14 protein-coding genes are annotated in these 23,933 nt (G+C 73.2%); 4 read left to right on the top strand and 10 right to left on the bottom strand.

Annotated features, from left to right (window positions below):
• Nucleotides 1-6: 6 nt before the first annotated feature.
• The 3 genes from ACIRL2_RS48105 to ACIRL2_RS48095 all read left to right on the top strand — a co-directional run bounded on the left by ACIRL2_RS48105 (nt 7) and on the right by ACIRL2_RS48095 (nt 2,998).
• Nucleotides 7-786: a hypothetical protein gene (locus ACIRL2_RS48105; protein WP_391586929.1), complete on the top strand. Its 780-nt coding sequence runs from the start codon at nt 7-9 to the stop codon at nt 784-786.
• Between the two features lie 110 nt (nt 787-896).
• Nucleotides 897-2,198 carry an adenosylmethionine--8-amino-7-oxononanoate transaminase gene (gene bioA / locus ACIRL2_RS48100; protein WP_402241601.1) on the top strand — a complete coding sequence of 434 codons (1,302 nt, stop codon included), beginning with the start codon at nt 897-899 and terminating at the stop codon, nt 2,196-2,198.
• Nucleotides 2,199-2,650: 452 nt separating this feature from the next.
• Nucleotides 2,651-2,998 carry a hypothetical protein gene (locus ACIRL2_RS48095; RefSeq protein WP_402241599.1) on the top strand — a complete coding sequence of 116 codons (348 nt, stop codon included), beginning with the start codon at nt 2,651-2,653 and terminating at the stop codon, nt 2,996-2,998.
• A gap of 96 nt (nt 2,999-3,094) precedes the next feature.
• Here ACIRL2_RS48095 and der read toward each other — a convergent pair whose 3' ends face one another.
• The 3 genes from der to cmk are packed head-to-tail and all read right to left on the bottom strand — an operon-like array spanning nt 3,095 to nt 5,957.
• Nucleotides 3,095-4,564, bottom strand: coding sequence for a ribosome biogenesis GTPase Der (gene der / locus ACIRL2_RS48090; protein WP_395873806.1), 1,470 nt, complete (start codon nt 4,562-4,564; stop codon nt 3,095-3,097).
• Nucleotides 4,565-4,608: 44 nt separating this feature from the next.
• Entirely contained in the window at nt 4,609-5,274 is a 666-nt protein-coding gene (locus tag ACIRL2_RS48085; RefSeq protein ID WP_395873805.1) for a lysophospholipid acyltransferase family protein, read from the bottom strand.
• A complete protein-coding gene (cmk, locus tag ACIRL2_RS48080) occupies nt 5,271-5,957 on the bottom strand; it encodes a (d)CMP kinase (RefSeq protein WP_395873804.1) in 687 nt (228 codons plus the stop codon). Before cmk ends, ACIRL2_RS48085 begins: the two co-directional genes overlap by 4 nt.
• A gap of 169 nt (nt 5,958-6,126) precedes the next feature.
• On the opposite strand from cmk, the gene ACIRL2_RS48075 reads away from it, so the two are divergent.
• Nucleotides 6,127-7,212: a prephenate dehydrogenase gene (locus ACIRL2_RS48075; protein ID WP_395873803.1), complete on the top strand. Its 1,086-nt coding sequence runs from the start codon at nt 6,127-6,129 to the stop codon at nt 7,210-7,212.
• A 133-nt stretch (nt 7,213-7,345) separates the two neighbouring features.
• Here the strand turns inward: ACIRL2_RS48075 and ACIRL2_RS48070 are convergent, their stop codons facing one another.
• The 7 genes from ACIRL2_RS48070 to ACIRL2_RS48040 all read right to left on the bottom strand — a co-directional run bounded on the left by ACIRL2_RS48070 (nt 7,346) and on the right by ACIRL2_RS48040 (nt 23,526).
• Nucleotides 7,346-9,445, bottom strand: a complete 2,100-nt coding sequence (locus ACIRL2_RS48070) for a hypothetical protein (RefSeq protein ID WP_402241593.1) — start codon at nt 9,443-9,445, stop codon at nt 7,346-7,348.
• A complete protein-coding gene (locus ACIRL2_RS48065) occupies nt 9,442-11,508 on the bottom strand; it encodes a hypothetical protein (protein WP_402241590.1) in 2,067 nt (688 codons plus the stop codon). Before ACIRL2_RS48065 ends, ACIRL2_RS48070 begins: the two co-directional genes overlap by 4 nt.
• A gap of 1 nt (nt 11,509) precedes the next feature.
• Nucleotides 11,510-13,666 carry a hypothetical protein gene (locus ACIRL2_RS48060; protein ID WP_402241588.1) on the bottom strand — a complete coding sequence of 719 codons (2,157 nt, stop codon included), beginning with the start codon at nt 13,664-13,666 and terminating at the stop codon, nt 11,510-11,512.
• A 25-nt stretch (nt 13,667-13,691) separates the two neighbouring features.
• Nucleotides 13,692-14,768, bottom strand: coding sequence for a protein kinase domain-containing protein (locus ACIRL2_RS48055; protein WP_395873799.1), 1,077 nt, complete (start codon nt 14,766-14,768; stop codon nt 13,692-13,694).
• Entirely contained in the window at nt 14,765-17,209 is a 2,445-nt protein-coding gene (locus tag ACIRL2_RS48050) for a hypothetical protein (RefSeq protein ID WP_395873798.1), read from the bottom strand. Before ACIRL2_RS48050 ends, ACIRL2_RS48055 begins: the two co-directional genes overlap by 4 nt.
• Nucleotides 17,206-21,105, bottom strand: a complete 3,900-nt coding sequence (locus ACIRL2_RS48045; RefSeq protein WP_395873797.1) for a tubulin-like doman-containing protein — start codon at nt 21,103-21,105, stop codon at nt 17,206-17,208. The genes ACIRL2_RS48050 and ACIRL2_RS48045 overlap by 4 nt, the downstream gene beginning before the upstream one ends.
• Before the next feature lie 105 nt (nt 21,106-21,210).
• Nucleotides 21,211-23,526 (bottom strand): vWA domain-containing protein, encoded by a 2,316-nt coding sequence (locus tag ACIRL2_RS48040; RefSeq protein WP_402241585.1) that lies wholly within the window; start codon nt 23,524-23,526, stop codon nt 21,211-21,213.
• Nucleotides 23,527-23,933: the final 407 nt, after the last annotated feature.

Here is a 23,933-nt window from a genome sequence, read left to right as displayed (position 1 = left end):
CCTTCCGTGTCACGCTTGCTCGACGTCAGCCCCGAGGTCCGCGCCGAGATCGGCGACGACGAGGCCGCCCGCTTGGTGGCCGGGGAGACCGGTCCCCAGACCTACGCCTGTGCCTCCTGCCGCGGCGAGGGCGACACCACTTCCGTGGAGACCAGCGCGCTGTTGTACCTGGCCGAGGAGACGGCCGTGCTCGCGTTCGCGCACACGCGCTGCATCCCCTCGCAGGTGATCCCGGTCTCCGAGGCGGCGGTCGAGCCACTGCTCGCGGCGCAGGCCAACCCCGGCCTTGCCGTACAGACGGTGGTGCCGGGTGGTCCGGTGCCGATCTCGATCACCGGCAGCATGGTGGTGTGCGCGGGCGTGACGTACGCGGCGTTGGTGGTCGAGCCGGGTGCGGCCGTGGCCCGTCCCGGCACTCCCGGTGCGCAGGACGAGTTCCTGTCGCTGCTCGGCGAACGCGGGTTCGCGCCGATCGCCACCCCGGACGAGACGCTGCCGCCGCTGCTCGGCGGGTGGTCCGTGCAGATGACCGATGGCTACCTGACCGCGGTGCTGTTCCCGGGCGCGGGCGGACGGACCGAGGCGTGGTGGCAGGCGCAGACCCCGGCGGAGGTGCCCGAGGCGTGGCTGAACGCGGCCAAGACGCACGGCGTGGTACTGCTGTTCGCCGCCCCGGTCGGCACGATCGGCATCCACACCGGCAACGACGAACTGGCCGCCGCACTCAGCGAAGCGGGCCGGCGCAACCTGCTGGCCGCCGGATCGGTACCGGTCAGCGGCATCTGAACGAGCGTCGCCGCCTCGACCCGGCGGCGCGGTCGGGCGGGCATCACGGGTACGCGCGGGAGGCGGCCGATTCCGGGTCGCCTCCCATGCTCCGATAGCGTGCTGCGCCTATGGAGCACTACGACGCGGCCTACGGCGACGAACTGGTTTCCCACGACCGGCGGCACATCTGGCACCCGTACGCGAGCACCGACGGCAGCGCGCCGCTGTTCCCCGTGGTCGGCGCCGAGGGGGTCCGGCTCCGGCTCGCCGACGGGCGCGAGCTGATCGACGGGATGTCCTCGTGGTGGGCCGCGATCCACGGCTACAACCACCCGGTGCTCAACGCCGCCGCGCACGCGCAGGTGGACACGATGGCGCACGTCATGTTCGGCGGACTGACCCATCCCCCGGCGGTGCGACTCGCCCGCCGGCTGGTGGAGATCACTCCCGAACCGCTGAGCAGGGTCTTCTTCGCCGACTCCGGCTCGGTCGCGGTCGAGGTGGCGCTCAAGATGGCGCTGCAGTACCAGCGCGGACGCGGACGCCCCGAGCGCACCCGACTGCTCACCGTGCGCGGCGGCTACCACGGCGACACGTTCGGCGCGATGTCGGTGTGCGACCCGGTCGGCGGAATGCATCACCTGTTCTCCGAGGTGTTGCCGGCCCATCTGTTCGCACCGATCCCTCCCCCGGGCTTCGACACCGAGCCTTCCGCCGCGGACACCGCGGCGATCGAGGACCTGCTGGAGCAACACGGCTCGACGATCGCCGCGGTGATCCTGGAGCCGATCGTGCAGGGAGCGGGCGGGATGCGCTTCCACTCTCCCGCGTACCTGCGCCGGATCCGCGAACTGTGCAGCCGGCACGGGGTGTTGCTGATCGCGGACGAGATCGCCACCGGATTCGGTCGGACCGGTGAGCTGTTCGCCTGCGAACACGCGGGAATCGCACCGGACATCATGTGCCTGGGCAAGGCTCTCACCGGCGGCTATCTGACCATGGCCGCGACCCTGTGCACCGACGAGGTGGCCGACACCATCTCCCGCGGCGAGGGCGGCGCCTTCATGCACGGCCCCACCTTCATGGCCAACCCGCTCGCCGCGGCGATCGCGGGCGCGAGCGTGGACCTGCTCCTCTCCGGCCCCTGGCGCGAACGTGTCACCACCCTGTCCGAGGGCCTGCGCACCGGCCTGGCCCCGGCCCGCGACATCCCCGGCGTAGTCGACGTCCGCGTCCTGGGCGCCATCGGCGTCATCGAACTCGCCACCCCCGTGGACATGTCCACCATCCAGCCGGCCTTCGTCGAACAAGGCGTCTGGATCCGCCCCTTCGGCAAACTCGTCTACACGATGCCCCCCTACGTGATGTCCCCCGAAGACCTCACCACAGTCACCACCACCATGGTCGAGGTAGTCCGCACCCACACATAACCCCGCCCCATCCCCAGCACACCGGCACCCCCGCCCCTGTCCGCGTCGATCACCCGTCGCCCAAGTGCGATTCCCCCGGCGCGTCAACGCCCCCGACCCACCCCCACCCCACCCGCGCCGATCACCCGCCCCGACCGCGCGCCCCGGCGCGTCAGCGCCCCCGACCCACCCCCACCCCAGTGATCGACGCGCGAAGCGCGGAGAGCGGCGGAGCCGCAGAATTCGGGCTTCGTGACCCGGAGCGAAGCGGAGGGACACGAAGCCCCGAGCGAGGCGCCGCCTTTTTTCTCGGAGGAGCGAAGCGGGGGAGAGAAAAAAGGCGGTGCCTCGCGAGCCGGCGACGAAGTCGCCCAAATAAACAGCAACCCCCAGCCCCTCGTCTCGTTGGACCCGGTGTGTTCAGCTTCGACGACTCCATCAGCAGCCGGTCCCTCGGCCACCCCGTAGTCGCCGTGGGCGCCCCCACGGCCCCCAGCCACGACGTCCTGACGCCGATCTACAACGCGCTGGAGACCGAGTGGCGGCGCATGTTCCGCGCCGTCCCGCACGAGCGCTCGAACGAGGACTACGCGGCGAGCCGCCCGTCCTACGGCGCGCCCGCCGCGCCCGCCGCGCCCGCCGCGATCAGCCACTCGTACGCGCAGGACCCGCCGTTCCCGAACTTCTCGCTGCCCGCCGAGGGCAACTTCGCCCTGCCCACCCAGGGCGGCTACACCACGTACGGCCGACACCGCGGCGCTTCCCTGGTACCCGCCCAACCTCCGCGCGTCCCCGCCCCGCACGGCCATCTGCCGCTCTGATGTGCCCGACCGGGCAGAGCCGGTGGGAAACGACGACGAGGGCCCGGACGCGATATCGCGTCCGGGCCCTCGTGATGTCCGCCGTGCCGTCCGAGATCAGCGGCCGGTCTTGTTCCGACCGCGCTTCTCCCTGACCTTCATCCGAATCTCGATCGGCGTGCCCGGGAAGCCGAACTCCTCGCGCAGCCGGCGTTCGATGAACCTGCGGTAGCCCGCCTCCAGGAAGCCGCTGGTGAACAGCACGAAGCGCGGCGGCTTGGTGCCCGCCTGGGTGCCGAACAGGATGCGCGGCTGCTTGCCGCCCCGGATCGGGTGCGGGTGGGAGGCCACCAGGGTGCCCAGGAACGCGTTGAGCTGGCCCGTGGGAATGCGCTTCTCCCAGCTCGCCAACGCGGTCTCGATGGCCGGGACCAGCTTCTCCATGTGCCGGCCGGTCAGCGCCGACACGTTCACCCGAGGCGCCCAGGTGACCTGGACCAGGTCCTGCTCGATCTCGCGTTCGAGGTAGTAGCGGCGCTCCTCGTCCATGAGGTCCCACTTGTTGTACGCGATCACGATCGCCCGACCGGCCTCGACCGCGAGCGAGATGATCCGGGTGTCCTGCTCGGTCAGCCGCTCGCTGGCGTCGATCAGGATCACCCCGACCTCGGCCTTCTCCAGCGCGGCCGTGGTGCGCAGCGACGCGTAGAAGTCGGCGCCCTGGGTCAGGTGCACACGGCGACGGATGCCCGCGGTGTCGATGAACTTCCAGGTCTTGCCGCCGAGCTGGATCAGTTCGTCGACCGGGTCGCGGGTGGTGCCCGCGACCTTGTCCACGACCACCCGGTTCTCGCCGGCGACCTTGTTCAGCATGCTCGACTTGCCCACGTTCGGGCGGCCGAGCAGCGCGACCCGGCGCGGGCCGCCCTCCATCACGCCGAAGCGCTGCGCGGGGGCCTCCGGCAGGATCGCCAGCGCGGCGTCGAGCAGGTCGCCGCTGCCTCGGCCGTGCACGGCCGAGACCGGCCAGGGCTGGCCCAGGCCGAGCGACCACAGCGCGGCGGCGTCCGCCTCCTGCGCCATGTTGTCGACCTTGTTGGCGGCCAGTACGACCGGCTTGCCGGACTTGCGCAGCACCCTGACGACGGCCTCGTCGCTGTCGGTGGGGCCGACGATCGCGTCGACCACGAACATCACCGCGTCCGCCGAGTCGATCGCGTACTCGGCCTGGACCGCGACCGACAGGTCGATCCCGACCACGTCGCGCTCCCAGCCTCCGGTGTCGACCACGGTGAAGCGTCGGCCGTTCCAGGTGGCCTCGTAGTACACGCGGTCGCGGGTCACCCCGGGGGTGTCCTCCACGACCGCCTCGCGGCGCCCGATGATCCGGTTGACCAGCGTGGACTTGCCCACGTTGGGTCGGCCGACGACCGCGAGCACCGGCAGGGGGCCGCCGGAGTCCTCGGCGTGCTCGCCTCGGTCGGGGCCGTCCCCTTCCAGGTCGACCCACTCGTCGGGGTCGTAGCCCGCCTCCCACGCCTCCGGGTCGAAGGCGCCCTCGGTCGTGGCGTCGGCGTGCTGCTCCATGGGGGTGTTCCTCGTTCGGGTAGCGGTACGGGTGAAGATCGTGGTCAGCCGGCGCGGCCGGTCATCCGCTCGGCCTCGCGCAGGTGCGCGGTGAGCCGTTCGACGATGCGGTCGGACGCGGCCTGGACGGCCTTGCGGGTGGCCCGGCGGTCGGCGTTCTCGACCGCCTCGAAGGGCTTGCCGTAGACCACGTCGATCCGGGAGCGCAGACCCGGCAATGCACCGATCGAGGATCCCCGCGCACCGGTGCCGAGGCAGGCCACCGGGACGATGGGTGCCCCGGAGCGCAATGCCAGATATGCAAGTCCATTGTGCACTGCCGAGAAGTCGGCCTGTCCCCGCGTGCCCTCCGGGAACACGCCGAGCGCGCCGCCACCGGCCAGTACGTCGAGCGAATCGGTGATCATCCGGCGGTCCGCGACGCCGCGCTGGACCGGGATGTGGCCGATCCCGCGCAGTATCGGGCCGAGCGCGCCGGTGAACATCTCGCGCTTGACCAGCACCTGGGTGGGCCGGGGCGCGAACGCGAAGAGCATCGGGCCGTCGACGAAGTTGGCGTGGTTGCCCGCCAGGATCACCGGTCCGGCCATCGGCACGTGCCACGCGCCGAGCGCGCGCACCCGCCAGAAACTGCGCAGCAGCGGCTCACCGATGAAGTGCGCGGCTCCGGCGAGCGGGGGTTTCGAGGTGGTCCCGAGAGCCGCGGTCACCGCACGTGTTCCGCGACCAGGGCGAGCAGGTGGTCGACCACCTCTTCGCGGCCGAGTTCGGTGGTGTCCACCAGGATCGCGCCCTCGGCCATCCCCGCGGGGGCGACCGCGCGACCCGAGTCCAGCGCGTCGCGACGGGCCAGATCGGCCCGGGTCGCCTCGACGCTGGTGGCCTGTGTGCCGGTCAGTTCGGCGTTGCGGCGAGCGGCGCGGGCCGCCTCGGACGCGGTCAGGTAGACCTTGACCGCCGCGTCGGGCGCCACCACGCTCGCGATGTCGCGGCCCTCGACCACGATGCCGCCCGCGCCGATCGTGGCCCGCTGGAGCTCGACCAGGCGGGTACGCACCTGCGGCACGGCGCTGACCGCGCTGACCGCCTTGGTCACCTCGTCGGTGCGGATCGGGCCGGCCGCGTCCTTGCCGTCCACCGTGATGGTCGGCGCGTCGGGGGCGGTCCCGGAGACGATCTGCGGCTTGTCCGCGGCGGCGGCCACCGCGTCGGGGTCGTGCACGTCGACGCCGTTGAGGAGCATCCACCACGTCATCGCCCGGTACATCGCACCCGTGTCCAGGTAGCGCAGGCCCAGCCGGGCGGCGACCGCGCGCGAGACGCTGGACTTGCCGGACCCTGACGGACCGTCGATGGCGACCACCGCGGTCGCGAGCGGTGTACGGGCTTCCACGGTCGCCGACCTTTCACTTGTTGCCGGCACGGGGGCCGTCACGGGTATTGCCGAACCGGGCGGCGCAGTCGATGCCGCGGGGCGATAGGACACCGCCCGAGGGTACCGTCACGGATAGCCTTGATCGGTTGCCCCATTATTCCGTCACCCGCCCCTTGGAGTTCCCGTCGTGCGTACCGCCGCCGTGGTCGGCACCGGACTGATCGGCACATCCGTCGCACTCGCGCTGGCCTCGCGGGGGGTCACCGTGTATCTCCGGGATCGGGACAGCACCGCGGTGCGCACGGCGGCGGCGATGGGCGCGGGCCAGGAGGCGACACCGCCGGAGCCGGTGGACCTGGCCGTGCTCGCGGTGCCGCCGGCGCGGATCGCCGAGACGCTGCGCCAGGTGCAGTCGGAAGGGCTCGCGCTCGGGTACACCGACGTGGCCAGCGTCAAGGAGCAGCCGCTGCGCGAAATAGCGGATCTGAGCTGCGACCTCACCCGGTACATCGGCGGGCATCCGCTGGCCGGGCGCGAGCGCTCGGGGCCGCTGGCCGCGCGGGCCGACCTGTTCGAGGGCCGGCCGTGGGTGCTCACCCCCTCGCGCGAGACCGACACCGAGACGCTGAATCGGGCGCTGGAACTGGTGTCGCTGTGCCGGGCGGTGCCGGTGGTGATGGCGCCGCGCGATCACGACCACGCGGTCGCGCTGGTCTCGCACGCGCCGCACCTGGTGTCCGCGCTGATGGCCGCGCGCCTGGAGGACGCCCGGGACACCGACACCCGGCTCGCGGGCCAGGGCGTCCGGGACGTGACCCGGATCGCGGGTTCGGACCCGAGCCTGTGGGTCGACATCCTGGGCGCCAACGCGAACGCGGTCGCGGATGTGCTCGCCGGGTTGGCGAGCGACCTGGACACCGTGGTCGGCTCGCTGCGCGCGCTCGCCGCGGACGACGAGGCCAAGCGCGAGCTGGGTTCGCGCGGCGTCGCGGCGCTGCTGCGGCGCGGCAACGCCGGGCACGCGCGAATCCCGGGCAAGCACGGTGAGCCGGCAGCGCGGTATGAGGCCGTCCCGGTGGTCGTCCCGGACCGGCCGGGCGAGCTGGCCCGGCTGTTCGCCGACGTGGGCCGGGCCGAGGTCAACATCGAGGACATCCGGATCGACCACGCGCAGGGCCGCCCGACCGGTCTGGTCGAGCTCCAGGTGGATCCGCAGCGGGTCGAGGCGCTCACGACGGCGCTGCGCGGCGGCGGCTGGACCGTACAGCGCTGAGCCGGTGGCACGCGCGACCGGGCCGCAGATCGGCCCGGTCGCGCGCACCCGTGCCGGTTCGCCCGACCGGTCGGCGCGACGACGAAACCGCGCGGTCACCGGCCGCGCGGTCACCCCATCGCGCGGCCGGCGGTCAGCGCGGCGGGTTCTGCTCCGCCCAGCGCCGGCCCAGTTCGGTGCGGAACTCCTCGCCCCACTGGGAGTTGAGCAGGATTTCCTCGATCAGCGGGTTCGGTGAGCGGTCCCGGCGGTCGGAGAGCACGCAGATCGCGATCTGGCGCAGCACGCCCTTGGTGTCGGTCTTGGGCGCGAGCACCACCACGAGCAGTTGCTCGAACAGCTTGCGGGTGCGTTTTTCGCCCGCGCCGGACGCGTCGAGGCGGTCGCCGAACTGCTCGGCGTCCAGCAGCGTCTCGCGCATCGCCAGCAGGTCGTCCGGGTTCCAGGCCTCCGGCGCGAGCTGCCGTCGGCGCTGTTCCAGCCGAGTGGTCAGCCGGTCCGCGAGCACCGGCAACACCCGTAGATCGGCGAGGCGCAGCGCGACCGCGAGCGTGACGATGTTGTCGATGCCGGCGACCTCGGTCTTGGCCGCGCCGCCGCCGAGCGCGCGCTCGCGCAGCGTGGGCTTGTCCGGAAGGCGCTTGACCGCGCGTCGTATCTTGTCCACCTCGGTGTCCGGGATGCCGTACCCGGCCCACATGCTCCACGGCGCGTTGCCGGCGCTCGCGGGCAGCGCGCCCGGTGCGGGCGGACTGCCCGCGCCGCCGGACTCGGGATCGGCCCCGGCCCCGGCATCCGCGTCGGTGTCCGGGTCGTCCTCGGCGAACGGCAGGGCGGGTATCGGCAGCTCGCCGCGCTCCTCCTCGAAACCCGGCCAGGGCCCGGTGAAGGCGTCCTCGATCTCCTCGAACACCGCGCCGTCGTCGGCGTACCAGGTCACGTCCGCGGCCTCGGCGGCCTCCGCCGGTTCCCCCGCACGCGCCGTCGCCGAAGACGGCGAGGACGGGGACGAGGCCGCGGACGAGGGAGCCGGCGCCTCGGCTCGCGCCGACACCGACGTCCGGACCGGCTCCGCCGCGTACGGGAAGGCCGGCTCCTCCTCGGCCGCCGACACGGTGACCACCCGCGGCTCGCGCTCGACCCGCTCGGCCGACGCGACCCGTTCGACCCGCTCGACCCGTGCCGGGACCACCGCGGCCACCAGGGCGGGCTCGGGAACCGGCTCCGACGCGGCCTCGGCGACCTCCTCGGCCTGCGCCACGACCTCCGCGACCGGCGTTCGAGGGGCCGCACTCCACCGGCCCAGCCGGGTGCAGATCTCCCGGGAGCGCTCCTCGGCCCGCTCGTGCGGGAACCGGCGCAGGTCGCGCATGCCCTCCAGGAGCCGGTGGATGCCCGGCCAGTCGGTGTCGGTGTACCGGCTCACCAGCAGCGCCGCCGCGTGCGCGTGCACATCCGAACCCGCCTTGGGCTCTTCCCGGACCACCAGTCGATAGCGACCCGCCCACGGCTGCGCGTCCCGGGGCCGGCGCGGCAACACCACGAACCTCGGCTTGGCCGAGTGGTCCAGCGTCTCGAACGTGGAGAACGTGAAGGACACCGGCACCAGCCACAGCAGCAGGTCGGAGAGCCCCCACAACATCGGCACCGGGTCGATCCCGACGTCCCGCTGTTGAAACGAGAAGAACCGGCCCGGGTGGCGCAGCACGGCGGCGACCGCGACCTCCAGCAGATAGGCCTGCTCGCGAGCCCGCCCGCGCAGCCGTTCGGCGTGCGCGTCCAGCGCGCGTGCCACGAAGTCCGGTGCGAGCGGGGCCAGTCCGTAACCGCGCGGGATATCCTCCAGGGCGGGTTCGCCCGCCCACACCGCGTCCTGGGTGAGCACCAGCGCGGCGTGCGGGCCCAGGTCGCGGCCCGGGTCGAGCAGAACCCGCGCGTTGTTCCCGTCGACCACGTACTCGCGCCGGATCACCGCGGCGCCCCGACCGGTGTGCACCAGCGCGACGCTGGTCACCGGCGCGCCGCGATCGTCCGCGTCGACCGCGACGTGCTCGCGCACCTCGTCGTGCCAGCCCGGGAGTTCGTCCCGGGACACGGAGGCCGCGATCGGCCCCAGGCCGCGCCCGCCGAGCAGGCTGTCCTCTTGGCGTCGGTAGACGATCTGCCGAAACCCGCCCGCGTCGGCGGCGGTCGGTGTGTCCTTCCCGCGCGGCTGCGCCGTCCGTACCGTCATGGCTGCGCTTCCGTCCTGTCCGGCGTGCTGTCGAGGTCCTCCAGGGCGAGCCGACCGTATTCGAGCAGGAACGACTCGCGATAGCGGGTGGATCGCAGCGCGCTCCACAGGGCCCGCCGATAGTCCTCCCACACCCGAAACGACGTACGAAGCCGCCAGACCGTGCCCGCGACGTCGGTACCGAAAGTGCCGAGTCTGCCGTGTGCGACGACGCGCTCGGTCATCTCCCACAACAACAGGCTCAGCGACTCGCGCGGCACGCCGCAGCCGTCGAGGGTCTTGATGTCCTCGTGCAGCCGAGCGAGCACCGTCGCGAAGGCGGCCTGGGTGTGCTTGTCCAGCCGGCGCCGCTCCTCGTGCGTGCGGTGCACGAGTTGGGCCAGGCGGTAGACCACCGGGGTCAGCAGCGGCGGCCCGGCGAGCAGCAGCGCGACCGCGAGCGTGTCCGGGTCGACCCGCTCCAGCGCCTCGCGGAACTCCCGCGTCTCGTGGCCGTTGGACCGAAAGATCTCGCCGGCGGCCAGTCCCAGCGCCTCGAAGCCGGACCGGGTCGCGTGCAACGCCTCCCAGGTCGGCCAGTCCATCGTGCCGCGCCCGGTCCGCCCGGAGTCGGCCGTCGGCAGCGCCGGGCGACTCTCGGATCCGCCCGACTCGGGCCGGGCGGGCACGAGTCGGTCCGGGCGGGGCGGTACGGGTACGGGCGGGCCGCCCGGCGGCGGGATCGACCGATCCGACTCGCGCCCGTCCCGCCGGTCCCGCTCACCGACCCTGGGTATGTGCCCCCCGTCGCCCCGGAACGTGTCCCACCCATTACGCCGAGCGCCCCACGCGTCGGGTTCGTCGAGCGGGACGTACCCGCTGTCCGGGTGCCGCCCGTTGCGCGCGTCCCGCTCGTCCCGCCCGTCCGGTTCATCGCTCTCGTACGACCGGTCCGACTCGTCCGACTCGTACGCGTCGTCGAACCCGTCCGACTCGTCGTCGGTGGCCCAGGTGTCCGTGTAGCCGGTCACCCCCGGATCGTCGGAGTACCCGGCCGCCGACCACCCCCGGCCCGGGTCGTCGGACCCGCTCGTCCCGGCCGCCGGATCCTCGCGGGGCGCCGGGTCGACCGCGCGCACCAGGCGCGTCGCGTCCGGTTCGAGGTCGCGCACCAGGTTGGCGCGGTCCAGGAACGACGCGCCGGGCCGGGCCGCCGCGTCGATCTTGACCAGCGTGCGCTGCACCTCCTCCCACGGACGGGTGCAGTACTGCTGGACCAGGATCCCGGCGGCGTCGCGGAACACGTCCCGCCCCGGCTGCGGTTCGGCGCGCGGGTCGATCCGCAGCCGGTTGGCCGGCTCGGGGGTGTTGGGCCAGCGCGGGACCAGCACGAAGCGCGGCTTGACCATCGCGTCGCTGGTCTCGTAGGTGGAGAAGGTCCATCGCCCGGGCGCCACCCACTGCGCCAGGTCGAACACGCCCCACAGCAGCGGCACGATGTCCGGGCCGACGTCGTCCAGGTGCAGGGTGAAGTGCCGCCGGTGGTCGCGCAGTACCGCCGCGAGCACGATCTCGACCAGTTCCGCGTGGTCGCGCGCGTGCCGGCGGATGTCCTCGTGCACGTCGGGGTCGAACGCGTCCGGGCGGATCGAGGCGCCGCGCATCGGCACGGTGTCCGGCACGTCGGCGAGCCGGACGTGCGATCCGGTCAGTCCACCGCCGTGCCGGCCGTGCAGCCACGCGATCGCCAGCATCGTGTGCGCCTGCACCCGCAGACCGGGGTCGAGCAGCACGTGGGCGTTGTTGCCGGGCCGGTTGGTGCCGTGGATCGCGGCCTCGCGCAGGATCAGCGCGTGCCGCTCCTCCAGCCGCACCCGGCACACGCTCCACTCGGGCGTCTCCGGCAGCGAACGGTCCATCGAGACATGGCTGTCCAGACCCCCGTGCCAGTCCCGCAGGCGGTCGAAGGTCAGCGAGGTGGCGACCGGACCCATGCCCTTGTGGCCGAGCAGGTTCCCGTAGCTCCAGCGATAGACGATCTGATCCAGCCGATCCGCCTCGTCCGCTCCGGTGTCCGATGCCATCTCACACCCCCACCCGCTCGCTGCCGGCCTGATCGAGCATGTCGCACATCGCGAGGATCGACACGACGGGTTCGAGAACCCGGCGCGGCCGGATGCCGCCGGGGAACCGGCCGTCCCGGTCGCGCGCGCCGGTGGCCGACACGAAGTGCATCGTGCAGCGCCGGAATTCCTCGAACGGGCTGAGCCAGGCCGCCGCGTCGTGGGCGTACAGGAACGAGTACACGTCCCGGCTCTCGGCGGCCACCCTGGCCGGGTCCACCACACCTGCGCGCGGCGCGTGCGAGCCCAGCCACGCGTCCACGGGCGGCTCGAAGCGGATCAGGTCGGACTTGGTCACCGCGACCGTGACCGGCTGGTCGAGCAGTTCCGCCCGACGCGGCAACCGGTCCATCACCGCCGCGAAGGTCCGGTCGCCGCGCCGGGTCCCCGGCATGTCCTCGGTCTCGCCGGTCAGTCGGCGCAGCTCCGGCAGGTCGACCGCGACCACCGGGTCCACCACGAACACGAACGCGTCGGCGGCGGCCAGGAATTGCATCTCCCGGCCGCCCCTGGCCAGGTCCTCGCCGCTGACGTCGAAGAACGCGATCGGTCGGCTCCGACCGCCCGAGCGCAGCAGCAGCGCGTCGGCGAACTGGACCAGGTTGCCCTGGTGGTTGACCGTGGTCGCGAGCATGTGGCCGCGCTGGAGCGGGTCGACCCGGTTGTGCAGGTAGTCCTGATGCTGGGCGGGGTCCACCGGCTGATGGGTGACCCCGTACGGGCGCAGCCCGCCCGCGTCGATCTCGGCGATCATCGCGGCGAGCAGGTGGGTCTTGCCGGAGAGGCCGTCCCCGATCAGGCCGACCACCAACGGCGGCTCGTGGATCAGGTAGTTGGTCGGCAGGAAGTGTTCACGCTCCTCGTCCCCGGTGGGGTTGGGGCAGCGCATGAAGGTCGCGCGCATCCGGTCGTGCCGCTTGACCGGGTCGGTGACCGTGCTCAGGTCCACCCGTTCGTAGCGCAGTCGGTCGTCGCGTTCGTAGAGGTCGTTCTCGTCCCAGCGGACCAGGTCCAGGCAGTAGGGGCAGCGCACCACGGCTCGATTCGAGTCGACGGGGCCGGCGGTCGGAGCGGCCGTGGAGGAGGTCGCGGACGCGGTCGGCGTGGGCGGTGTACGGGGCATCTCGCGGGTGCCCTCGTGCGGCGGCTCGACCGGTTCCCCGGGTGAGCCGGGCGAATTCGGCGAGGTTCGGCGCGGTCGGGCGCGCGGTTCCGGGCGGGGGGCGAGCCCGTCGAGGCGGCTGCGGATCGCCTCCACGCGGGTCGCCTCGGGCAGCGTGTGCACCTCGGTGGGCGTGTTCAGGAGTCGGTGGAAGCCCGCCCACCCCTCTCCCACGTAGTGCTTCACCATCCGCCGGGCGAGTTCGCGGTGCGCGTCGAACGGCTCGCCGTTCCCGGTCAGGTCGACCCGTACCCGGGTCCCCGGCGCGGTCCCGGGCACGCGGGGCAGCGTGACGAAGCGCGGCGCGCCCTTGGGATCGGGGGCGGTGTCGTCGACCTCGAACGTGGAGAACGTCCACGGCCCCGGGAGCAGCGCGGTGAGCAGGTGTTGCAGTCCCCACAGCAGCACGGTGGCGTCTTCGGCGGTGGCCGGCAGCAGGGCCATCCGGGCCCGGGGCCGGCGCAGCACCGCCGCGGTGAGCACCTCCAGTGGGTCGCCTAGCCGGCGGGCCCGCTCGTGCAGGTCCCCGGCGGCGATCTCGAAGGCCTCGGCCAGCCGCTCGTCGGCGAGCGGCTTGAGGCCGTAGCCGGGCGGGATCCGGTCCAGGTCGAGCGCGCCGGGTGCGCGGGTCGCCAGCGAGCCCCACGCGATGGCGTCGAACGGCGCGATGCTGTCCCGGGGGCCGACCAGGACGTGTGCGGAGTTGTTCAGCCGCTGGTGCGCGTCCGGGGCGAACTCGCGCCGGATCAGCGCTACGCCCAGCGGGGTGTCGAGCAGACACACGCTGGAGGCCGGGCAGGCGGGATCGCCGTAGTCCACCGTGACCGCCTCGGCCAGCCGGGTCCGGGTATGCCAGCCGAAGACCTCGTCGCGCCCCAGCGACGTGGCGACCGGGACCACGCCGCGACGCCCGAGCAGTCCGTCGGGGTCCCAGCGGTACACGATCTGATGCAACATCAGCCGACCTCACCTGCCGTCGCGTTCAACCGGGTTGGTTCTTTCCGAAGAGCCGGAACCGGCTCGGCCTGGGCTCGGCGGCCGGCGGGTTCGCGGGCTTGGGCGGGACCGACGGCGACCTGGGTCCGCCGGCGTCGGGCGGGTCGTGTCGCGGCGGCGGTTGGCCGGCCAACGGCATCCGTGTGCGCTTGCGTTCCAGGGCCGCCTCGTAGCCGCGTCGGCCCTCGGCGAGCGGGTCGTACTGGGCGTAGCCGCGCACGTAAGGGTCCGGCTCGGCCAGCCGGCGCAGCAGTTCCGCCGCGCCCGGCCGGCGCAGCGGGTCCTGCTCGAACACGCCTTGGAGCAGGTCGTACAACACGCCTTGGCTCTCCACGCCGACCGGGATCAGACCTTGGCGGACCGGGCGGCCGGTGGTGACGTGGTAGGCGACCTGGGCGGCCGACCACAGGTCGTCGCGCGGGTCGGCGGGTCCGGGACCGCGCAGCGGGCCCGGCGCGGCCCACAGAGCGGTGCCCAGGCTGCTGCGCGGTTCCCCGGCGAGCGCGGCGTGGCCGAAGTCGGCGACGTACAAACGGCGTTGCTCGCGCTGCCAGCGCACACTGGCGGGGGTCAGATCGCCGTGCACGACGCCGGCCGTCTCCAGGTGGCGCACGGTGCGAAAGAGCGCGCGGCGAAACGCCTCCTGTTCCTCGGTCAGCAGTTTGCCGACCACGTCCTCGGCGGGTGGGCAGGGCGCCGCCTCCAGCAGCACGAACGGCTCGACGCCGTCGAAGTCGTGCCCGGCCACCAGGGCGAGTTCGCGCGGGTAGCCGGCCGGTCCGAAGGTGCGCACGAGCCGGAGCAGCACCCGGATCTCGGTCTCCAGGGCGGCCTCGGCGCCGACCCGGCGGCGCGCGTCCAGCGGGCCCAGGCGCTTTTGTACGAACGTGCTGCCGTCCTCCACGTCGCGCACGTCGCGGACCCGGAAGGGCTCGCCGGGCCGGGTCGGCCGGTCCGGGCCGAACTCGACGCGGCGTTCCACCGAGCGGCCCTCCGGGTCGGTGTACCCGAGCTTCTCCTCCCGGGCCTCGCCCGCGCGCCCGGGCGCGCCCGGCCCGCTCACGACGCCCACCCGTCGTCGCGGCGTGCGCCCGGCTCGCCGAGGTCTTGGGTCGGCGCGCCGTCCGCGCTCTCCTCCCACATCCGCGCGTCGTCCACCGAGCCCGGCAGCAGCGGCATCAGGCGCAGGACACCGGCCATCCGGCCACCGCCGGTCCACACCAGTTCGTGCTCGATCAGGTGCCCGGAGCCGCGGTCGCGCAGTGCCTCGCGGACGGCCGGACGCACCCCGCGCGGTGCGAAACGCACGCTGCGGGTGTGCGATGGGGCGTGGTCGAGCAGCACCAGCTGGTCGGCCGCGCACAGTTGCAGCATGGATCGGTCCGCGGGTTGGCCGAGCAGTTCGGCGATGCGTTCGGCGTCGCCGCCGGCCGTGTCGCCCACGTGCGGGCGGTCCTGGGCCCGGCGCGCGAACGGCGGCGCGGCTTGGACGCCGTTGTGCGCGAGGTGGTCGGCGTAGGCACGCAGCACCGGTCGCAGTTCGGGTCGCGCGCCGCGCCGCGAGGCCTCCGCCGGGTCGCGTTCGAGCAGCGGCCACAGCGGTTCGAACGCGGCGTGCAGCCCGTCCACCAGGTCGGCGAGCACGGTGTCGTACAGGCTCGCGCCCGCGCTCGGCGGCGGGGCCGAGGGCGGCGCGGGGCGGCCGGGGGTCGGGTAGCCGGCGGTGCCGAACGCGGGCGCGCCCGGGTCGGGCCCCACCGGTTCGCCCGTCAGTTGCCGCTCGATCACCGCCGCGTCCTCGGCGAGCGTCTTGGCGCTCTCCTCCAGCAGCGCGGCCAGCACGGTCGCCCGGTCCACCGCCTCGCGCCGGGGACCGGCCAGCGCCCAGTCGTTCCACACCGTGCGCACCAGCAGCGCGTGCAGCGCGTGCAACGCCCGGGTGGCCGCGCCGAGCGCCAACGCGCGCTCCCAGCGCCGGACCCGCACCGTCCAGTCCACGCCGGGCAGCACCACGAGTACGGCCAGGCCGAGCACCAGCGCGAGCGGACCCACGCCGGTCGGTGGATCCCACGCCCGTCCGGCGAGCAGTCCGCAGACCGCGCCGACCAGGGCGACCAGGCCGGCCACGACGATCATCGGCAGCGCCTCGCCGGGCAGCGTCGGGCGGCCCGCGCGGTCGGGGCGGCGCACGGTGATCAGGGTCGACCCGAGCACCGCGAGCAGCACCGCCAGGCCCGCGCCGACCACCCCGAAGGCGGGCCACAGCGCGGTCAGGAACGAGCCGACCAGCGCGGCGCCGACCACCCCGACGTGCCCGGGGCCGAGCGGGAACGCGGCCGGGCGCAGGTAGTGCCCGAGGAAGGCGTCCGAGCAGGTCCGGTCCACCTCGTGGGCTCGCGAGGCACCCGCGCCCGGGGCGATCCGGTCGGCCAGCTCGCGCAGCCGCTCGGCCAGTCCGCGCAGGCCCTCGGGCCGGTCGAAGGCGGCGGCGGTGCGCTCGTACAGCGCGCCGGCCACCGAGGTCGCGCCCACGCCGGGCGGCTCCGGGATCAGCACGCCGACCTGGTCCAACCAGGCCCGCCCGTCCGCGTCCAGGCCGGCCGCGCCGCGGCCCACGGTCTGCCGGACCAGGTCGCGGTACTCGAGCAGCGCGGTCGCGGCGTCGGCGACCTGTTCGTGGATCGGGCGCCCGTCGTGACCCGCCGAGCCGTACAGCGCGAGCGGGCCGGCAAGCAGCGACAGGCGTCGTTGCGCGTGCCCCAAGCCCTGGTCGGCGTGTGCCCACCGGCCGCCGAGCGGGCTGTCCGCACGCACACATTCGCGGATGCCGCCGGCGGCGACCGGGCCCGGGCCCTGGTCGTCGGCGAGCGCGGCGAGCGGTTCGGGCCACGGCTCGTCCACGCCGCCCTCGGCGCCGGACAGTCGCTGTACCGCGCGGATCCGGGCCCGCTGTACCGCGTCGTCGCGGATGCGCTGGACGAACGCGGTCATCCCGGGCGCGGCGATCGAGCGGGGCATCTCGGTCACGCCGGCGAGCACGTGGTCGAACACCTCGGGCTGGGTGAGCACGTCCACCAGCGGCGCGAGGGCGTCCGCGTCGTCGGGGCTGAGCGTCACACCGGGCGCGCGGCCCGGTGCCCAGTCCGTGCCCCGGACGTCGCCGACCCACAGCGTGGCCGCGTCGCTGCCCGCGAGTTGGCCGGGGCGGCGCAGCACGATCGAGCCGTCCACGGGCGCGCCGACCGCGACGCACACGACCTTGCTGTACATGCCGGCGAAGATCCGCTCGTACGCCTGCCGGTGGGCGACCAGTTCCTCGACCGAGTCGAGCACGAGCACGCGGTCCGCGTCCACGTTGCGGGTGCCCGCGGGCACCCGGGTGCGGGCGTACGCGGTCTGCACGTCGGCGAACCGCCTGGCCGCCAGCACCGTGTCGTACTCGGTGCGCAGGTCGACGACGATCACCAACGGGCGCGGCACGCCCGGGTCGACGGAGTCGGTCACCAGCCACCCCCGGGCAGCTCGCGGTCGTCGTGCTCGTCGGGCAACCGCAGGGTCCCGTCCAGGCCGTCCAGGCGCACCGTGCGATCGTCGGGATCCGCGTCGTCGCGCCCGGTTCGCTCGCGCGGGTCGAACGGATCGCGCGGGTCACGGTCGCGATACGGGTCGTGCGCGTCGCCGGCGTGCCGGGGGTCCAGCGGCCCGCGGGCCTCGCGCGGCTCGCCCGGGTCGTACGGATCGTAGGGGTCGTACGGCTCGTGCCGGCCGCGCCGTTGCGGACCCGGCGGCCGCTCCGGGGCCTCGTGCCGGTCCCGGTCGCCCCGGTCCTGTCGACCCCGGTCGCGCGGCTCCGGCTTGTCCAGGCTCGGCCGCCCCAGGTCGCGGGTGTCGGGCAACTCGGGCGACTCGCTCGCGTCGTGCCACCGCTCGGGGCCCCTGGGCGCGCGCCCGTCGCGCCGATCCGGTTCGCCCCGGTCGAACGCCGGTTCGCCCGGGTCGCGCCCGTCCCGCCGTTCCCACTCCCGGCCGTCCCGACTCTGCGGCCGCTGCCCCTCACGCCACTCGCGCTCGGCGCGCTCGGCGCGCTCGTCCCGTTCGTCCCGCTCGTCGCGCTCGTCGCGCCTGCGGTCGCCCGCCCGCCGATCCCGCTCGAAGCCGCGCTCGTCCCGCGCGCGGCCCCACTCGTCCGGTGCCCGGTCGCGCTCGGCGCGGCCCCCGTCGTACCCGTACTCGTCGACCGGCCCCGAGTCGTCGTACTCCAACTCGCGCAGCGAGTTGCGGGTGGTGGCCTGGTGCGGGAAGGGCAGGTCGAGCGCGGCGGGCAGGGTGATCTCCCACAACCGCAGCAGCTCCTCCGCCCAGCCCCGGCTGCGCTCCGGCAGCCGATCGCGCAGCTCCTTGAGCACCTTGACCTGCCGCGGCGCCACCTCGTGCACGAAGTGCCGATACAGCGCCGAGGGTTCGCCCACGCGCGCGCCCAGCCCCTCCGGGTAGGTGAGCATCAACTGTTTGGCGAACTCCCGGCGTACCGAGGCGTCGTCGGTCAGCGTCCACTCCTCGTAGGCGCGCAGCAGGCTGCCCCACGAGGAGGCCCGATCGAACGGGCGCAGCGGCAGCCGCATCACGGTCGGCCCGTGCGGCAGCCGAATGTCGATCACCTCGGGCGAGGACCGGTCCCCGCGCCCCACCTCGACCTGCCCATTCCACATCGCGCACAGCAGCCGGTGCAGGATGTACACCCGGTGTCCCTCGGTGGTGGCCAGCCAGTCGTAGGTGAAGCCCAGCCGCTGGCGCCACTTGAGGAAGTCGACCGGGTCCTGCCGGTCCAGCGAGCGCGACCACTGGGCGAGCACCTGGCGCACCTCGGGCACCTCGGTCAGGCTCATCGCGCTGCGGAAGAGCACCACCACGATCGATTCCTGCTCGACCGCGCGGAACTCGATCTTGCGGGACGGCTCGTTGGGGATGTTCAACATGCGTTCCAGGTACTGCCGCACGTCCGAGTCGTGCGAGGTGCCCGGATGGGCGATCAGCACCTTGAGTTCGCCGCTGCCCTCGGGCGAGAAGCCGTTGGGCAACATGCCCGCGAGCTTTTGCACGAACTGTTCGAGGTCCTCCTCGCCCACCGCGACCCCGCGCCGGGTCGCCGCGCGCGTGAGCAGGTCGCGCACCGGCGGCAGCAGCGGCTGCGCGTTGAGCTCGCCCGCCTGCACGAACAGGGTCTTGACGTGCTGCTTGATCTGGTCGCGCACATAGGTGACGGCGGCCGGGCCGCCCTCGCGCTCCTCGCCCATCTCGTAGGCGCGCTGCCAGATGCTCGTGCCGAGCAGCTTGCCGACGATCTGCGCGGCGCCGGCCGTCTCGGGCAGCCGCTCGCGGTCCACGAAGCGGCGCAGCACCTGGCGGTAGAACGACTCCAGATTGCCCTGCGGCGGCAACAGGTAGGAGACCCCGGAGCGCTGGCGGTACAACTCCCGGGTGGCCCGGCCGAAGTTCGCCTCCTCCTGGTCGCGGTGGTCGTTGAAGGACTGCGCCAGGCCGTCCACGACGTGCCGCAGATAGACCATCTTGCGATCCCACACCTCGGCCTGACCGCCCCACTGGGCGTGCCAGTTGCGGCGTGAGCGCCATTCGAACCACTGCTGCTGCGCGTTCAGCGCGCGCTGCACCTCGGGGTCGCCCCACTTGGCCTTGACCACCCCGCCCGCGCGGTCCTTGATCGCCGGGATGTGCGGCGCGTTCACGGTGATCCCGGGCGGCGGCGTGGGTTCGGTGCTGCAGTGCGCGAGCAGGCCGGCCACTCCCGGCCGGTCCGCGTCGCTGTACAGCCTGCGGTCGCCGAAGAGCACCCGACGGGCCCGGAACAGGTCTCCGTCGGCGAGCAGTTGGCGGATGCCGCGGGCGTGGTTGAAGTCCTCGGCCAATTGCGCGGTGTGCGCCCGCAACTGGGCCTCCTGCTGGCGCAGCGCCTGTTCCATCGCCCGGGTACGCGCGTTGAGCGCCTGCATGATGCCCGCCGCGCCCTTGGCCGGCGACGGGTCGGCCACGTGCGGCGGCGCGCACAACCACAGTTCGCTCAGACCGGCCACCGACATGAACGACTTGATCTGCTCCAGGTTGGCCTCGGAGGACACCCGCACGTCCGAGGTCAGATCGCGCACCGCCTGGGCCAGCAGCCGGCCGGCGACGATGTCGGCGAGTTCGTCCACCGGCACGGTCATCGACGCGACCAGGCTCGTGGACACCCCGCAGGCGCCGATCCCGCTGGGCGCGGGCACCTCGCGGCGCACGCCCTCGTTGATGAAGCTGTCCGCGAAGGACTGGTACAGGTCGCCCTGGATGACCGCGTTCTCCAACTCGGCCCCGCCCGGGTTGAGGCCGGTGCCGATCAGCGACATCACCAGGGAGACCACCGAGCGGTGCAGGTCCTCGCGCTCGATCCCGCTGGTGCGGCTGAACAGGAAGCCGGTCTGGACGGTGCCCGCCTTGAGCCGGGTGGACTCCAGACCGGGGTAGCGCACGGCCAGATTGCCCGCCGGCGCGCCGAGTCCGGTGTCGAGTTCCTCCTGCGCGTACTGCCCGTTCTGGTCGTCGACCAATTGGAACAGGTCCAGCAGCGCCCGACCGGCGTTGAGCACCGCGGGCCGGCCGCCGCCGCGTTCCTCGTCGAACGCGGACGGCATCAGCACCAGAGGATAGATCTTGATCCCGTCGTAACCCTGCGAGAACGCCTCGCCGATCAGGTGCAGGTAATCGTAGAAGATCCCGCAACCGGTGCCGCCGGCGATCGAGAACGCGACGAACACGTCGCACGTGTTGCGGTTGTTCTGGCTGCCGCTGAGCGCCATCAGGTGGTCGTTGCCGTTGCTGATCAGGCCGACCGCGCGACGCAACGGGTCCATCGCGGGCGCGAGTCCGTGCCGGAAGGTCTCGAACAGCGCGGCGCGCCCGACGGTGGGCAACTGCCCCGCACCGCGCCGCAGCGGCGTCACGCGTGGCTCGCCCTCGCGGGCGGGCAGCCACGGGATGGTCTCCTCCGCCGCGTTGATCCGCAGCGAACGGGCCACCTCCGGATAGGTGTTCAGCGGCGGCACGAGTTGGGTGGTCAGATGCGCGTTGCGATCCGCGGCGGCCCGATGCGCGGGCGGTGCGGCCCGCAAGCGCTGGCGCTGCAACTCGTTCTCGTTGAGGTCGGCATAGACGAACTGGATGCAGTTGGGCAGTTGGTAGGGGGCCAGTTGGCCCCCGAGCCGCTGCATCAGGCCGGTGCCGTCGGCGCCGCACAGTTCCTCGCGCAGCCGTCGCTCGAGTTCGGCTCCGATCAGACATCCGGTGCCGCCCAGGCCCACGAACAGCATGGACTGGTGGATGGACATGCCCCTGCGGCCTTGCGCTGCCACGGGCCCTCCTCGAAAAGTGCGTGACGTGCGAGCTCGGGTGACTCGGATCCCGCGTCGGGGACCGGTGCCGCGGCCGGGAAGCGGTGAGCGTTCCCGGCCCGGGCACTAGCGCGGTGGTCCGTAGCCGAACGTGGTGTCGTCGGGGCCCGCACCGGGCCCGGGATCCGAGGCGGGTCCCGAACCGTACGGGCCGTACGGGTTGTACGGCTGGTCGGATCCGTAGGCGCCCTCGCCGTAGGGGCGCGGGGGCGCGGCCGTGGGCGCGGCGGAGCCGTAGGGGTTGTAGGGATCACCGGAGGCGGAGCCCTCGGTCGGCGACCCGCCCTGGACGCGGTCGTCCGTGCAGCCCAGCGCCAGCCCGGGTTCGATCTCGGTGGACCGGCCCATGTCCAGGTGCAGATGCGCGCCCAACGGGGTCTCCACGTCCAGGGTGCCCGTCGCCGCGGTCCGCCGCACGATCCACGAGGTTCCGGGTTCGTGCTGATACAGCGGGATCAGTTGGGGCGGGAAGCCGGTGGTGTCCAGCCGGAACCACATCGCCTCGGCCCGCTCGTCCAGCGGCCGGGTCTCCACGCCGATCGGCTGCCCGTCGCGGTACAGGCGCAGCGCGATCGGTCCGATCCGCCGCGCGCGTCCACGTCGCCTGGCGAGGTAGCCGAGCAGGCCGAGCAGCAGTGCGATCAGCACGACGGCCCCGATCACCATCCACAGGTATCGATCCCAGAAGCCGGGCGGCGGTTCGACGGTGACGGTGCGGGTGGTCTCGAAGAGCACCTTGTCGCCGTCGGTGGTGTCCAGCACCCGGACCCGGCCGGTGTGGTCGCCCTTGGCGATGTTCTTGCCGAAGGCGAGCTTGAAGCCGAACTCGTCGGAGCCGGCCGTCACCTTCTGCTCGGCCCCGGTGATCCGCACTCCGGTGTCGGCCGGGAAGTCGGCGACCACGCGCAGCGTGTGCGGCCTGGTGTCGTTCACCTTCCAGGACACCGTGCCCGCGACGCTGCCGCCGGGTTCGATCGTGGTGTCGCCCCAGCGGATCTCGGCCAGGGCCGAGGCCGGCCCGCCGCCGAGGGTGACCGCCTTGACCTCGCGGGTGCCGGAGACGCCCGGCGCGGTGATGGTGCCGGTGAAGCTGACCTGACCGGTGGTCCCGGCCGGAATCCGGTAGTCGCTGAAGAACTCGCCCTTGTCGCCGGCCCGGAGCGGGATGTCGGCCTTGAGCCCGGGACCCTCGATGTGCCCGGACACCACGACGCCCTTGAGCGCGGCCGGATCGGTCAGGTTCTTCTCCCGGGTCTGCAGGAAGACGCTGAACTTCACCGGCTCGCCCGCGGTCGGCTGGGGCGGGTTGAGTTGCACGTAGGACTTGACCACGCCCTGCCACAGCGCGGCCGCGCTGACCGGCCCGGACGCCCCGGCGGGCGCCTTGAGGTGGATCCGCCACTTGCCCGCGACGGGGTCGGTGACCCGCAGCGTCTCGGTCCGCGAGCCCTGCCCGCGGTGTTCGGTGCCGGGCGCGTTGTCGACCTGCTTGCCGTCCGGGTCGAAGAACGTGGTCTCGATGTGCTCGTTGGCCTTCTGCACCTGGATGACCACGTCGGTGGCGATAGCCGGGATCGTCACGTTCAGGTCGGCCTCGCCGTTGACGTCGGTCGAGTCGGTCTGGGTGACCCCGGCGCAGCGCGCGGTCCCGAAGGCCTTGCGCAGGGTTTGCACGACCTCGCCGGAGTCCTTGACCGTGATCGCCTTGGGCTTGTCCTCGGGGCGATTCGAGCAGATCGAGGGTGCGCCGCCGTCCGCGATCCGGTTCAGTTGGGCGGCGTCGATCCCGCTGCCGAAGCCCAGTGGCCAGATCTGTATGCCCGCGGCCTTCGCCTCGGTCAGCGCGGTGGTCAGGGCCTTGTCGAGTTCGCCCGGGATCCGCGCGGCGTCGGTGCCGTAGCCCTCGCCGGGCGCGACCGCCATCGCGCCGTCGGTCAGCACGAACAGGACCTTGGGTTGGCCGGCGGGGGCCGAGCGCAGCATGCTCACGCCCTGCCTGATCGCGGCCGGGATGTCGGTGTTGTTGCCCTCCTGATCGGTGCGCGCGTGCAGCTTGTCCGCGCACGTGGCCACCGCCGGATCGGAAACCGCGGTCATCGGACAGACCACGTCCACCGGCGGCTTGACGCCGCTGCCGCTGCCGAAGCCGACCACCCCCACGCGCGATTCGGGCGAGAGCTCGCCGAGCGCGGCGAGCGCGGCGGCGTCCTTCTCCCGGTCCAGGTCGGGGCCCTTGAGGCTGCCGGACTCGTCGGCCAGGACCACGTACGAGATGGGCGCGACCTTGAGGCCGGGGTCACCCACCGCGGGGTCGGCCGCCCGGGCGGCCGGGCCGGGTATCAGGGCCAGGGCGAGCGCGCCGAGCAGAACCGCGCAGGCCAACCGTCGTGGACGCCGTGTGGAGGGCGCCGGCCGTGGCGCTCCCCGGCGGACAGGCAGCACCAATGTGGCGTCCCCCCTGCTGTCGGCCCCGCGGGCGCGAGGCACACCTCGGGTGTTCGGCAACGTTCTAGCAGCAACGCGAGGGGTAACGGGCACCGATCGCGATCACTGGGACACGCTCGGTTCCGAACCGTTATTCGGCCAACACCCGTACACCCCCGTGCGGGCTTCCACGATGCACCATCGAGCAGGCCGGCGGAACCGAATCGAGCAGATACGAACAACGGCCGCGGGGGGTTGCCACCCAAAAGTTAAAAACCCCCCCCGCAAAGCCCGTGTGCCCCCCCAAACGGAAACCGCGGGGCCCCCCCAACAACAGGAACACGCGGGAAAGAACGCCCAAAGAG

Origin of the sequence: Embleya sp. NPDC127516 (genome assembly GCF_044765325.1) — a bacterium.
GTDB lineage: Bacteria > Actinomycetota > Actinomycetes > Streptomycetales > Streptomycetaceae > Embleya.
The sequence above is the reverse complement of the archived record's forward strand: the minus strand, read 5'-3'. Positions and strand labels throughout refer to the sequence as shown.

What these genes read in the sequence shown, in the direction of transcription:
- ACIRL2_RS48065 (WP_402241590.1), bottom strand. Translation starts at nt 11,508, where the DNA reads ATGGCATCGGACACCGGAGCGGACGAGGCGGATCGGCTGGATCAGATC.
- bioA (WP_402241601.1), top strand. Translation starts at nt 897, where the DNA reads ATGGAGCACTACGACGCGGCCTACGGCGACGAACTGGTTTCCCACGAC.
- ACIRL2_RS48070 (WP_402241593.1), bottom strand. Translation starts at nt 9,445, where the DNA reads ATGACGGTACGGACGGCGCAGCCGCGCGGGAAGGACACACCGACCGCC.
- der (WP_395873806.1), bottom strand. Translation starts at nt 4,564, where the DNA reads ATGGAGCAGCACGCCGACGCCACGACCGAGGGCGCCTTCGACCCGGAG.
- ACIRL2_RS48060 (WP_402241588.1), bottom strand. Translation starts at nt 13,666, where the DNA reads ATGTTGCATCAGATCGTGTACCGCTGGGACCCCGACGGACTGCTCGGG.